The organism is Algoriphagus antarcticus, from assembly GCF_002150685.1.
Classification (GTDB): domain Bacteria; phylum Bacteroidota; class Bacteroidia; order Cytophagales; family Cyclobacteriaceae; genus Algoriphagus; species Algoriphagus antarcticus.
In genome coordinates this window covers 87,855-102,177 of record NZ_MSSW01000010.1, presented here as the reverse complement: position 1 = coordinate 102,177, position 14,323 = coordinate 87,855, and the positions used below count along the sequence as shown (strand labels likewise).

Genomic DNA, 14,323 nt, shown 5'->3' with positions numbered 1-14,323 from the left:
TAGGATTAGCTAATTATGGTTTGTTATTGTTTACAATAGTTTGCACCAAGATAGCTACGGTGGCAAGACTAGAGGCAATACCTATCCAACTACCTGCACCCATCCGGTTTCTCTCTGGCTTCTTGGGCACCACTATTTCTGCACCTGGCTGCAATTCAGGATATATTTTTAATCCCAAGAAATTAAGCGTTCTCTTAGCATCTCCATTGGCATAGACTACATAGGTTTTTCCACGCCTAGCCTCTTCGGTAAAACCCCCTGCTTTTGATATGTACTTTTTGAGGCCACTATTTTTACTAAACCTCGTGGTAGTGGGCAATAAAACTTCCCCCACCATACGTACAGTCTGCAACTGTTTCGGAATCTGAATTACATCTCCTTCTAAAAGGAACAAATCCTCTTCCGACCCTGGGTGTTCTAAAATATAACCCAAATCAATCCCAACAAAATCTTGTTCCTTCATTCTCATAGAAGTAATCGTCGAGTCTAGTCTGAGTGTATCAAAGGCAGGTGAAATTTCAAACAACTTACGCTTTTGCTCTGCTTGCTCTCGCTCATACTTCTCAAGTTCATTTTGAGCGAGCTTTTTGTCTATCCTTTCATATAAAAGTTCTTCGGCTTCATTTGTATTCCTATTTGTGTCAGGATCAAGATTTGACCGGATTTCCTTAAGTGTTTGTTTGCGCAACTCCTCTTCCGTGGGCCTTATAAAGTAAACAGTTCTTCTAATCAAACTTGCTCCTTTTGGGTAGGCGTATTGAGTAATCCCTCCCGCTCGTTTGATTACATCCGAAATTCGCTCGTTTGCTGCAGCTATCGCAAAATCACCCGGATAAGTTACTTCCCCTTTAATACTCACCAATTGCTCTCTTTCAAAGCCTGGGCTTCTTCTGATAAAAACATGATCAAAAGGCTGAAGAGGTTGGTTTCTTTCTTCGTCTGTCAACTCCAAGTTTGGATCAATGGTTAGTGTATTTATCTCCGCTAATTTACCTGAAGACGCATCCCGCACTCTTCGTGATATCTCTATTGAAGAATTTGTGGCTGATTCTAACATGCCTCCTGATCTCAAAATAAGATCTCCAACAGTCATATCGGCTGCAAATGGATAAGTTCCAGGATAATTGATCTCACCGGAGATTTTCACATAATATTCTTCCTGAATATCATATCTACTCGGCACAAACAAAAGATCCTCATTTTTCAATGCTACATCTTGTGCAGTTCCATTTAATATGCCTTGAAGGTCAAGCGGCACCGCTGCCAAAGTTAAATCAGCGCTAGTTCTGTATAAAGTAGCTCTAGTGGAAAATGCTTCTGGTTTCAATCCCTGAGCCTTTTCCACTAACCCTTTCACTGTCAGAGTACCTTCATCCAAGGAATATTCACCCGGACGTGTGACTGAGCCAGTTACTTGAACTCTATTGGAAAATCTATCTAAAGCTTCTCCGATCAATATTTCATCACCATCCTTAAGAGAAAAAGAATCAAACTCGCTAGATGGAACATCTACCACTTTGCGCTGATTGTTTTCAATTCTTCTCACGGTGACCCTATCTCTATAAGCTATACTGGTGAAACCGCCAGTATAGACAAACAAATCTTCCAATGACTCACCGGACTTCACTTCAAAAAGTCCTTCTCGGCGCACTGGCCCATTAATTTCTACCCGAGTATCTACAGGCGGAACAATCACTACATCATTGTCCTGAAGTGTGACATTAGCACTTTGAATTCCTTTTGAAAGAAATTCATATATATCAACTGTCGCTACTAATCTACTGTCCCTATATACTTGAACATTTCTAAAAGCTCCATTTTCATTAGGCCCGCCGGCGGCGTAAAGCCCGTTAAAAACGGTAGCAAATGAAGGCAAGGTATAAGTACCTGGTTTGGTCAACTCGCCTACCATAGAAACTTTGATCGAACGAATATTACCTAACCTTAATTGAATGAAAGTATTTGGGTTACTTCCATTTATCCCTGAATATATTCTACCAAGTGCAGTTTTAATTCTTGAAGTAGCTGCTTCTATACTCGACCCCCCCACCTGCACAGGTCCGATATTTGGGATAAAAACTCTTCCCTCCGGATTGACATCCAAATCATAAGATTGCTGGGAGGCACCGTAAACATCAAGTAATAATTGATCTCCTGAGCCTATTATATAAGACATTGGCGTAGGAATATTCAAACTAGGATTAAAGTTTAGGTCACGGTTTTGAAACAGCTTATACCCGAAAATCTTCTTCTGCTTTTCGGTCAAATCATAGTACGGATCTGATCTCCGAATAGAATCAAACATATCAATTTCCTGGAATCCATTGACAATTCTTCCTCCCGAACCATCTTGGCCTTCACTTTGAGACTTTACTGACATCTGAAGTTCACTGATACGTTTGCTCAATTTGGCAGCCTCCGATGCAGGCATTCCTCTTTCACGAGCCAAGGCTGTCAACTGATTCGTAGTAATTCCATTTGCTTCTGCTCTTTTAATCAATTGTTCGATTTGAGCATCAGACAAATCATCTACTTTGAGATTTTGGATATCAGAAAGACTCTGACTTTGTGCAGCAAAGGCTAGCACTAAAAAAATCACCAGTAAAAGGCAATTTCTAGAATTTATCAACCAAGTATATTTTTTCAATTCAATAATTTTCGTGTTCAATTCGATTTTCACTCGCAAACCAATTGCTAATTTCTGATTATTAATCGATTCTCAAACAATTTTGCTCAGCTTCGCCCTTTCAGTCACAAAAGTGCCTATCGCCAATTTCAATCCAATAAATTCTGAGCTACCTAAGCTCCTATGTCCCTATCAAACAATACCAGACCAGTCGAAACCGTCCTTTCAGCTAGCAATGTCAATACCACTTTTCTATTTATTAGCTCCTCTATCCTAGATGATAAATTCAATATGTAGTTCTCATTCAGGTTGTCGCCCGTAACCACTACGTCGATTTTACCCGAATCGATACCCTTAGAAAGATCCCCAACAAGAATAACTTGACTAACCTCTCCCATTCGCTCAAGGATCTGTTCTAGTAACTTATCCAAGCCCAAATACTTACGAATGATTTCTTGAATGTTGGAGAAAAATGGGTGCTGCACATTTGCCTTGTAGGCAATTTTATTTTTGTCAGTCTCTTTTACCAGAATCCCAGCTTTAGTTAAGTTATTCAACTCTTTACGAATTGCGTTTGTAGATTCACCAAACTCATCTGCCAATCCTCTCAAATGGCTCTGCGTTTTAGAATTAACAAAAAACTTAACAAGTAACTTCAGCCTTGTCTTAGAGGTAATTAAGGATTCAAGCATGAAAATGCTCCTGAATAGTGAGTAACAAAGGTACTCATTGCAGTGAACAGGAAAAATAAAATTTACGTTTTTGATGTAGAATGATGACTCTTAATTACTTCCTTTTTACATCACGATCTACCATAGATATTATCAGGCTTTCTTTTAAAAAGTTTTCGAAATAAACTCCCACTTAGTGCACTGAAAGCCCCAAGTAAAAACCCCAATATGCCAGTAAAGGCAAATAAAGCCATATCAGATCCTAACCCCATCAATTCACCCATTTTTTCTGGTAAAGAACTACCCGAAATACTGCTGACATAGATACTTTGACCCAACCAAGCTAAGCCCATGCCGAATCCTCCTGCAAAAAAAGCCCCTGCTCCCTTAATACCAACTAATGCTGCAAGGATTGCAATAAGGATCATTATCGCCCAATAAGGCAGAAATGGATTGATAACGATGACAAGCAATGCTACGAGAAATGTTAATAATATGAACTTCATAGCCCTTAGTTTAAAATAGTTTGGAATAATACACCTTCTGCTTGATCGGAAGTTCTGAGATCAAAATTAAGATATTCACCGTTAGCCCACTTCTGGATGAAATTACTATAGTATTTACTGCCTGGGTTACCAGATTGCCCACCGGGATAAATACCAAAAGCTTTTATTTCTGGACCTAATTCCACTACCATTCTCCAACTTGCACCATGTCTCGAACTGGTAGCATTGAGGATACCCGAACCACCGCCAGTGTACACATTCTCCACAGAAAATGACTTAAACTGTGGGACAAGGTGCTGAATTGTGGTCTTTTTATAATTGGCCCAAGAAAAATCCCCCTCGTCCGCTTCCCACTTTTTCATGTCTGCGAGCATTTCTTCAAAACCTTGCTTCACATGACTTGCAGCAGTTTCCATCTCTGAAGTATTTTTCAAATCAAACACCGGGTCACTTGGTTCATTCTTCATGAAAAGTACCGTCTGATAATAGCTTGGTAGTACGATTGGCGCAACATTTTCAGACAATTCTTTCCATATCTGTCCGTAGGTTTTTCTCCACCAGATATAAAATAAAGTAGGCGCCTTTTGATTTGGATCAGCATAAAAATCCCATTCTTTCAAAAGTGAGAGATACTTTTTCGCTTCTGCACCACTTTCAGCTTCACTACTTAACAGCTCCAACATAATCGGAAGAGCTTCGGCAGCATGTAAGTAGTAATCATCAAACTGTAGCCCTTGCATATCCTCTATTGTAATCTCACTCATTTCGCTAAGTTGGCTATTCAGACGTCGATTTCTATAAAACTCAAAGCTATTGTCAAAGACATAATAAGGATAGGTAGAATCTGTAGGATGCTGATTGGCAGAGCTGACAAACCCTCGAGAAGGATTTAAAGTGCTGGCATTTTGCTCATTCGGGATATATCCTTGCCATTCCATGCGGGGATCAGCTCCATCCATGAAAAACTTCCCCTGGCCTTTCCATTTCAGAGGGAACTTCCCCTGAATTCGCATGGCGATATCACCGCTGTTGGAAGCAAAGACAAAGTTCTGAGCTGGAGCGGTATAATTATCCAAGGCAATGTTATAGTCTTCATAGTTTTTGGCAGAATTCAGCAAAAGGAAGGTCTTCTGTTCATTTGATCCTTCATGGACATTCCATTTCAGGGCAAAATTTATATCCTGCCGTTTCGAATTGAAGGTCTTATCATAGACCACTGGCCCATAGTGCGTATATACAACGGTGTCGAGAAACACATCCTCTCCCTTTACTTTTATTTCCTCTACTCTGAATGTGGTCTGTTCCCACTTTTCACCAAAGCGATAAGCTTTTCTAGTTTTATCCTGAAAAGTGATTTTGTACCAATCTCGTGTATCCCGCGTCGCATTGGTGACACCCCAAGCTATATTTTCATTAAATCCTGAAATCACACCGAGAGCTCCGGGAAGTGTTGCTCCTTTGACAGAATGCTCAGGTGTGGTCAATTGCATGGAAAACCAAAGCGAAGGGAGATTTAAACTCAAATGCGGATCATTGGCCAAAATCGGATTGCCACTTTTAGTCTTCGAGCCAGATACAGCCCAGTTATTTGAGCCAGTTCCTTCTTCCGGCTGAGGCAACGGATCAATTACCAGTTGATCATTCGGATAAGGAATACTATCTGGTTGTGTCACACTAAGTGGATTGAAGTTCCACTTATGACCGGGCTCGATGATAGGCTCTACACCACTTGGGTATTCAGGGTAAAGTTTATCCAGCATGACATCACCTAGAATTTTACGCAAATTGGAATACTCCAAATCCCGATCACCTACCAACATATCTGTCATGTATTTAAGCAACAAGATGGATTTGTATGCTGACCAATGTTCTGGTCGATAATTCAATATTTTGTATTCTACTGGTAATCTAGCATCTGACATTTGGTCAATGTATTGGTTGACTCCATCTGCATAAGCTTCTAATAAAAGGTAAGAATCAGGATCATTTTCTTGGATAAATTTCATTCCCTTTTCCGCTCCATATGCTAAGCCTTTTCTCCTAGTCATTCTATCGAGATCCAAAGCCAAAGGACCTACAATCTCTGAAATTCTCCCTCCTGCCGCCATGGTTTGGAATTCCATTTGCCAAAGTCTATGCTTTGCAGTAATGTAACCTTGAGCTCTGTATAAGTCGGCCGCGTTGCTTGCAAAAACATGCGGAATCAGATTTTCATCATAAACCACTTTTACCTCACTACTCAAATTTTTGAGTTCAAGTTCATCTTCAGCCAATTCATCTTCAGAGATAGCATTTTGCCAGAACCCATGATTGGGATCAAGCAAAGGAGCCAAAGGTGGGATCGCGCCAAAAGGTCTTGAAACAGCTACTGCCAGAGCGATTGTTAGTGCTAAAACAACTAAAAAGCCTACATACTTCATTGGATAGATTTTAGGTAAAGTGACGAATTTAGCCCAATCTGATAATTATTAAGCAAATCGATTCATCCTATTTGACATCTATCCATAAAAAAGCCCTCAAAATTAATTTTTGAGGGCTTTACAGGAAAAATGTTTTTTTTAATTTATGCTAATAGGGAGCTTTAGTTTTTCCCAACGAATGACTATGCCAGGGTTTTCTACTTCCATTGACAAAGATTCTTGACTGGTTTCTTCCCAAACTGGAGTCACATCAACTCGCAGCACATCATTTTTTTCATCGTATTGAAAATGTCCATGTTCTAGATCCCATTCAGAATTGAATATCACAGTCCAAGGGCCAGTTTCCTTTGGAATAGTGAATAGCGAGTATTTGCCGGCTGCCAGTTTTTTGCCTTCCACTGACATATCCTCAGCCAAATCCACATAGGAAGCTTCATTAGCACCCGTTCTCCACACTACATTATAAGGCACCAAATCACCCCATAATTCTCGGCCTTTCACGGAAGGAGAACCGTATTGCACTTTAAATCCTTTACCAGCAATTTGTCCTTCCTTAACCATTAATGGGCTTGGTCTGGATTCTTCTGTTTCGGCGGCCTCTTTAGTCTCAGCAGCCACTTCAGATTCTCTGGTTTCAGAAGTCCTTGGGTCACTGCACGAAGCCAAAACTAGCGTAATCATTGCCGTCGATAAGATCGTTTGGTAAGTTTTCATAGTGGGTAAATTTCTATCGAAATAACTAATAATTCGTAAATGAGCAAAATTAAAGATTCTCTTTCATCATTTGTAACCCGATCATTTGCTTCATTGCCAAAAATTCTACCTTTACAAATTAGCTAAATGGATTTTAGAACTAGCTTATCACTTGGATCGAAGATTGCTCTGAGGGCCATACGCTCAAACTCTTCAATAGGATTTATTGCAAAACATCTTGCCTGACCAATTTTAATTCATGAAGATTATCACCTGGCTCATTTTTGCCATTACGTTATTTTTGTTTGCTAGCGTTTACATCTCACCAGAGTATTTTCAATACGTTGGACTATTGCCATTTTTCATTCCTATATTTTTAATCCTGAATCTTTTTCTGCTAGTGATCTTGATTTTATCATGGAGAAAACTATCATTTCTTCCGCTTTTGGCCTTGTTGATCGGCTATAAATTTTTTCTTGCCACATTTCAGATTCATCCAAAAAATGATGAAGTAGTAGGTCTGAAAGTGCTCACTTACAATGCTCATATGTTCTATTATAAACCAAAAAGTGAGACTACACCTGAATCAAATGTGCTCTCCTGGCTACAGGATCAGCCCGCTGATGTGAAGGTGTTTCAGGAGTTCTATCAAGACAACACTACCCCTTCGCGGGATGCTGTGAAAATTCTCGGAAAGAATTCCAACTATAAGGTGTCCTATCATATAATCGATGGGAATCCAAAGAAAAGATCAAATGGCTTAGCTATCTTCTCCAAATACCCAATCATCAATGATGGAAAGGTGTTTGATGCTCAAGGTACCAATGGAGCTATTTTCGCTGACATTCTAGTGAATAGTGATACGATCCGAATCTACAATGCTCACTTGGAATCAATGAGAATTGCAACGGAAGGGCTTGAAAATCTAGAAGGTGTCAAGGAAAATTATAGACAAACGTTAGGCAAATTGCAACGAGGAAGTTTGGCTCGGAGTAAGCAGCTGAAAGTGCTCTTGGAACACATGAATAATAGTCCCCATCCCCTGATTCTTCTCGGTGACTTGAATGAAATTCCCTATTCCTACACCTATTTCAAATTGGGAGAAAATTATGAAAATGCCTTCGAAACTGCTGGAAGAGGCTTCGGCTTCACTTATAACCGCATCCTTTTCTTCCTGAGAATAGATCATATTTTCTCTAGCGAAAAGCTCAAGGCAGTTCAATTCAAAACTCATCGCGAAGTAGATTACTCTGACCACTATCCTGTGTCAGCGACCTTCACATGGGAAGGATTTGGGAAAAAGTAAGAGAATGGCTAATTCTTGAATTTTTTCTCCCATATTTTTTTCAAAGGCAAAAGTAAAAGTGGCAGCAACATCAAATCCGCCAACAGCGCAAATATCAAGGAGGCGGAGATCAACAAACCCGTAAAATGAGTAACGCCAAACTGACTGAAAATCAGGAGACCAAACCCTGCCGTCAGCACTATGGTGGTAAGTACAATTGCCTTTCCAGTTTCCAAATACGTTCGCTTCAACCCATAAATCAGGTTTTTACCCAACTTAAGCTCCTGCTTTAGCCTACTCATAAAGTGTATGCTATCATCCACGGCAATCCCAAATGCTACTGTAAATAAGATCGCCGTCGTCAACTTGAACTCAATTCCCAGAACATACATCAGCCCTAGCATCCAGATAAGCGGGATAAAATTAGGAATGAGAAGAAGAAATGAAATGCGCCAGGATCTGAACAAAAACCCCACGATAATACCTACTAAAAGAAATGCAACCCCGAGGCCTTTCGCCATCTGCAGCGTCACAGATTTATGCCCTTTATCAATCAAATAAGCTGTGCCTGTCCAGCGTACTTGCAGCAAATCTGGATTTACTTCTTGTTTTACAAATTCATTGAGCTCCTCTCGAAGCGCTGTCATTTTCAAAGAGCCAAGATCTGGTGCTCTGGCACTGAGGCGCCCGGATTTTTTATCGTCAGTCAATACTTTTGGTCCTTTGGACTCTAAAGCTTTTCCCAGCCATCGGTCCATGCGCTGACGCTGTCCCTTGGAAGGGAGTTCGAAAGCTTGTGGATCTCCTTGATTTTGTGCTTGATTGATAGTTTTTACTACCGTCAATGGAGAAATGATCTGTCCTTCGCCAAACAACTCCTGGATTTTTGCTTCTATTTTATCTATCTCTCCCAGCACCTCATAGTCTAGCAGAGAGTTTGCGCCACTACCAACTGACAGATAAATCTCTAAAGGATTTGAACCGCCATATTGCTCATTGAAATATTCAAAATCCTGTTGGATAGGATGATCAGTAGGCAGATTGTCAAGGAGGTATCCATTAATCTTCAGAGTTGATCCCAGCGCTAAGCATAGAAGAGTAATTCCCAGAAATGAAAACCCTATCCACTTCCTGTGCTTTAATTGCCAGGAGAAAACAGCAAGTAAAACACTCGGTTTTTCAGACTTTTGAAGCGAGGTAGAAATAGTAATCGGTAATAGGAATAATAAACCCGGTGCCACCAAGATCACAGCAAAAAACATCACCAACACTCCTAATCCAGTGCTCCACCCAAAATCCTGCAGTGCTGGGATAGTCGTGAAATAGAGAGAAACAAAACCTAGGGAAGTTGTCAAAATAGTTAACCAAACTGGCACAACTAACCCTTTAAAAACAGCTCGGATAGCCTTGTGTTTGTCGTCACCTTCTTTAAGTTTTTTGATCAAGTGTGTGAAAAAATGAATCAGAGCACTTAAGCCCACTATCATAAAAATAGTCGGCTGCATCACTGACATCACGTCTAGTGGCTTGCCTAAATAAATCAGCAGTCCAAAAGCCCAAGCTACTCCGATGATTAAGACAAAAAGTGGGATAATTACCGCCCACCAAGATCGAAAGATCAAAACGAGCAAAAACAACATCAGGACAATAGAACAGCCGAAAAAAAGCCCGAATTCATCCTGCATAAGCTTCACAAAGTCACCCTGCGTTTGGATTTTCCCTGCTATCGCCATTGGCACAATTTTGTGCTGAGAAAAAATATCCTTAATCGAATTATACAAAATATCTCCATCAGACTTGGATATATTCTGCTCATTTTTAATCCACAGTAAGAGTGATTTTCCATCCTTTGAAATTAATCTAGAACGATATTGATCCAGATTTTCCGATGTTTTTTGCAACGAACTCTTATCTGTCCAGTCCAGCACTTTTCTGGTCGACAATCCAAATACCCCAATGACCGGCTGCTCCAAATTTAATATCGAAATGACCGTATCGACTTTTTCTAACTTCTGGATTTCTGTATGTACGCTACTTGCTTCTGCTAAAAAATCAGCGCTTAAAAGCTCTCCATCTGGACTGCCTAAAGCAACTAGCAAGTAATCATTATCATTTTCAAATTGATTTTTGAAACTTTGGTAGAAATAGAGATCCTGGTCTTCCTGAGGAAAAAATGTTTCAAAATCATAGTTAAACTGAGGAATTGGACGAAAAATCGACAGCAAAACACTCAGTAGTATCGCAAAGACAAGTAATAAGTAAGCTGTTGATTTTCGAAACATTTAAAGGTTCGGGTGAATTTAATGTGCTATCATTCTTTCAAGTATAACAAGAATGAAGGTGCTTTGTGTGAAATCAATTCCATTTATTCTATGAACTGATTAACTTGCCAAAACTAGAAAATCAAACATAAAAGATGAAGCAATACCACGATTTGATGCGCAAAATCCTGAATGAAGGAGCAGTAAAAGGAGATAGAACAGGAACAGGAACCCGTAGTATTTTTGGTCATCAGATGCGGTTTGATTTATCAAAGGGTTTTCCCGTAGTGACTACCAAAAAACTTCACCTTCGCTCTATCATCATTGAGCTTCTTTGGTTTCTCAAAGGCGACTCAAATATCAAATACCTCAACGATAACAACGTGTCGATTTGGAACGAATGGGCTGACGAGAACGGCGATTTGGGTCCGGTCTATGGCTATCAGTGGAGACATTGGCCAGATGGCAAAGGCGGGGAAATCGACCAAATCAAAAACCTCATTCACCAAATCAAAACCAAACCTGACAGCCGCAGACATATCGTAAGCGCTTGGAATGTGGCGGATGTGGATAATATGGCCTTGCCTCCTTGCCATACGATCTTTCAGTTCTATGTGGCCGATGGCAAATTGAGTTGCCAACTCTACCAGCGAAGTGCGGATGTTTTTCTTGGCGTTCCTTTTAATATCGCCTCCTACGCATTGTTTACTATGATGGTCGCTCAGGTTTGTGGATTAGAAGCTGGCGACTTCGTGCATACCTTTGGAGATGCGCATTTGTATTCCAATCATTTGGAGCAAGCCGAATTGCAGCTTAGCCGCGAGATTAAAGAGTTGCCTACAATGAAAATCAATCCTGAGGTGACGGATATTTTTGAGTTTAAATACGAGGATTTCGAATTACTCAACTACGATCCGCATCCGCATATTAAGGCTATAGTGGCTGTGTAAGAAATTTGAAAATTTAAGATGAATTGAATCTAAGTGAAGAAGTAAGTAAAAAGGCTCAGGAAAATACCCTGAGCCTTTTTATTTAATCTTCTAACTCATACTTGAGTGTTTTCCCTTTTTGCACAGCTGGAAGTCCTTCGGACATCCAAAGTGGAACTGGCGCGCCTTTGAGATAGTGGTCAAAGAACTGACTCAAACGCACCGAAAGATCCTTTCTGTTTTTGCGCTGCACCAGATTATGATCTTCCCCATTGTATTGAAGTAGCCAAGCGGGCTGATTCAATCGCTTCAGTGCCATGAACATTTCGATTCCCTGATACCATGGAACAGAACCATCTTCGTCGTTATGCATGATCAGAACTGGCGTTTTCACGCGGTCCATAAAGAATAAGGGAGAATTTTCGATATAATAAACCGGCTTTTCCCAAAGGGTACCTCCTATTCTGGATTGTGTTTGCTCATACTGGAACATGCGGCTCATACCTGTTCCCCATCTAATACCGCCATAGGCTGATGTCATATTCACCACAGGTGCACCAGCTCCTGCAGCTTTGAACATATCCGTTTGCGTAATCAGGTAAGCTACTTGATATCCTCCCCAACTTTGTCCTTGGATGGCCATATTATCAGCATCCACAAAACCTCTGGCTACAATTGACTGCACGCCTGGAATGATGCAGTTATAAGCACTTGGACCTGGAAGTCCAAGTTCATATTTGATATCTGGCACAAAAACCAAGTAATCATTGCTTACAAAATAAGGGATATTTATCGTAGAGGCACTTGGTGCAGGAGCTCTATAATTATGCAATCCATCACTATTTCGCTCATAGAAATACACCATCAACGGATATTTCTTGGAAGTATCGAAATTCTCTGGCTTGAATAACAAGCCTTGCAAAGGTTCTCCATTATTGGTCATATAATCCACCAATTCAACAGAACCCCAATTCACATTAGCTTGCTGTGGATTAAGATTTGAAACCTTTTTAAGGCTTTTGAACGTCAAATCTCCCAAATACAAATCAGGATTTTCCTTATAGGTTGATTTGTTCAGGAAAATGGCAGAGCTCTCCTTCGCTTTGGTCAGGCCATAGTAACGATTAGCTGACATGATCAACTGCTTAGGAGCTGACTTACCGTCAAATGATCCGGTGAAATAACCAGCATCTTTTGTCTTTTCATTGAATGCAGTAAGGAGTAATTGACCTTTTGGATCAATGCTTCGCTCCTCCCGATCCAAGTCCTGTCTTCTAAAGACTGTATTGGACTTTCTGCCCGCTCCTTGTGTCAGATTTACAGCTTCAGTAGGTTTTTTAGGATCAATTTTCCAAATATCAAATCGATCATAAACCAAAAAAGCCTCGTCCCCTTCTAACCAACCCGCATTCCCATAACTTCCAGGAAGAGATGGAGAATCGTGCAATTCTTCATGGAACCCTTCGGGAAGCTGTTTTGTGAGATCGATTTTTGCCTTTTGAGCAATATCATAGGCTACCCAGCTGCTATCACGTCCATCATACCAATACACGTATTTACCTTCTGGAGAAATCGAAGGAAACCCAGAAGCATCTGTCTCTACTAACGTTTTGGATCCGTCCTTAAAATCTACCAAATACAAATCTCGTCCTATCTGAATGTCCCAGCTGTAATTGATGCGATAAGGTGCATCTGTCCAAGCCAATCCAAAATCACGTTCTACCTTTGCTTCTAAATTCACATTTTTCAAATCCAGATCTCCCAGTTGGGTGATCTTGTCGGTATTCAGATTTATTGTCGCCAAATAAGAGAATTTCTCTTCACTGTCCTTATTCTTCAACTGCATAGGCTGAATCTCAGAATCCTGCCATCCCCAAATATCCAGGCTTACTCTATCTTCATCTAAAATGGTTGTGTCATTTGCATAAGTATAATCCACATAGTCTGGAGCCACGCCAAAAAACAAACGCTCTTCGTTTTCAGAGAATTTAAGATTGCCATCGGCACTGATTCTTCCATTTGCCAGAATCCCCTCAGAATCCTTGGTAGCTATTTGCTTCACATCTCCATTCTCAGTTTTGACAAGGAAAAGCGAATGATATGGCTTTTTTGCTTTGGTAGAATCATCGGTGGAAATATATGCGAGGTAGTTAGCCTCGGGAGAAAATGTGACATCCGAATAAGAAGTCATTCCTTCAGAGATTAATTTACTTTCGCCACTTGCAAGGTTCAGCAAATAAATAGCAGCGTTATCCAAGGTGTCTTCTTCAGCCAAAACATACTGTAAGAAATCGCCAGTTGCGGAGAACCCATATGATTTCACTCGCTCAAACTCATAGCTAACCGAACCATCCAATTTTCGGACTTGAAGCAAAGTGCCATCCGCTTTTTTAGGCTTTTCCTCTTTCGCCGTTGAGTCAGCTTCTACTTCTTTCTCGTCTTTTCCTTTCTCCTTCTTCTCCTTTTCAAAATTAATGGCTATCCAGCTCCCTTCTTTCTCAGGAGTGGCAAATGACTTCACTCGTGGAAGTTTCTCCATTTTGCCAGTTGCCATAGTATAAATAAAAAGACTATCCGCAGGCATGTCATCCTTTTTAGTCTTTTTTAATTTCAACACATAAACCGAATCTTTTTCAGGTACAATTTTACCTACGGCAAAGGCATCATCGGCAGAAAAATCAAATGACGTTCCTCTGGAAATTACTTGACGCTTGCGTGGATTTTTGAAGGAGAAGATTTCAATACGCCCATCGCCGTCTTGAGGGGATATTTGATAACCAACCCATTGGCCATTTTTGGTGATTTTCTCGGAAGATAATCTTTCCCATCCATCGTAATCTGAGTGAGTGAGAGCCCGTTTTTGCTGCGCAAAAAGAGTATGTGAACCTAAGAGTAATACAGCCAGTAAAACTCCAAATCTTAAATTCTTCAT

Annotated in this window: 9 protein-coding genes; 2 read left to right on the top strand and 7 right to left on the bottom strand. The window is 40.4% G+C overall.

What is annotated here, in order from left to right; translation table 11 throughout:
• Positions 1–13 precede the first annotated feature (13 nt).
• From BVH04_RS06420 to BVH04_RS06400, 5 genes are all read right to left on the bottom strand, one after another.
• Complete coding sequence (locus BVH04_RS06420; protein ID WP_240510847.1) at positions 14–2,647, bottom strand: SLBB domain-containing protein; 2,634 nt, start codon at positions 2,645–2,647, stop codon at positions 14–16.
• Positions 2,648–2,799: 152 nt separating this feature from the next.
• Positions 2,800–3,318: a helix-turn-helix domain-containing protein gene (locus tag BVH04_RS06415; protein WP_086540646.1), complete on the bottom strand. Its 519-nt coding sequence runs from the start codon at positions 3,316–3,318 to the stop codon at positions 2,800–2,802.
• Positions 3,319–3,428: 110 nt separating this feature from the next.
• Positions 3,429–3,803, bottom strand: a complete 375-nt coding sequence (locus BVH04_RS06410; protein ID WP_086540645.1) for a hypothetical protein — start codon at positions 3,801–3,803, stop codon at positions 3,429–3,431.
• A 5-nt stretch (positions 3,804–3,808) separates the two neighbouring features.
• On the bottom strand, positions 3,809–6,223 hold the full coding sequence (locus BVH04_RS06405) for a penicillin acylase family protein (RefSeq protein ID WP_086540644.1): 2,415 nt from the start codon (positions 6,221–6,223) through the stop codon (positions 3,809–3,811).
• 138 nt (positions 6,224–6,361) lie between these two features.
• Positions 6,362–6,937: a DUF2911 domain-containing protein gene (locus tag BVH04_RS06400; protein ID WP_086540643.1), complete on the bottom strand. Its 576-nt coding sequence runs from the start codon at positions 6,935–6,937 to the stop codon at positions 6,362–6,364.
• Between the two features lie 238 nt (positions 6,938–7,175).
• Between BVH04_RS06400 and BVH04_RS06395 the strand changes: the two genes are divergently transcribed.
• Positions 7,176–8,222 carry an endonuclease/exonuclease/phosphatase family protein gene (locus BVH04_RS06395; protein ID WP_086540642.1) on the top strand — a complete coding sequence of 349 codons (1,047 nt, stop codon included), beginning with the start codon at positions 7,176–7,178 and terminating at the stop codon, positions 8,220–8,222.
• Positions 8,223–8,230: 8 nt separating this feature from the next.
• Here the strand turns inward: BVH04_RS06395 and BVH04_RS06390 are convergent, their stop codons facing one another.
• A complete protein-coding gene (locus BVH04_RS06390) occupies positions 8,231–10,483 on the bottom strand; it encodes an efflux RND transporter permease subunit (protein ID WP_086540641.1) in 2,253 nt (750 codons plus the stop codon).
• A gap of 134 nt (positions 10,484–10,617) precedes the next feature.
• Between BVH04_RS06390 and BVH04_RS06385 the strand changes: the two genes are divergently transcribed.
• Entirely contained in the window at positions 10,618–11,412 is a 795-nt protein-coding gene (locus BVH04_RS06385; protein WP_086540640.1) for a thymidylate synthase, read from the top strand.
• A gap of 82 nt (positions 11,413–11,494) precedes the next feature.
• On the opposite strand, the gene BVH04_RS06380 is transcribed toward BVH04_RS06385, so the two are convergent.
• Positions 11,495–14,323, bottom strand: coding sequence for a S9 family peptidase (locus tag BVH04_RS06380; protein WP_086540639.1), 2,829 nt, complete (start codon positions 14,321–14,323; stop codon positions 11,495–11,497).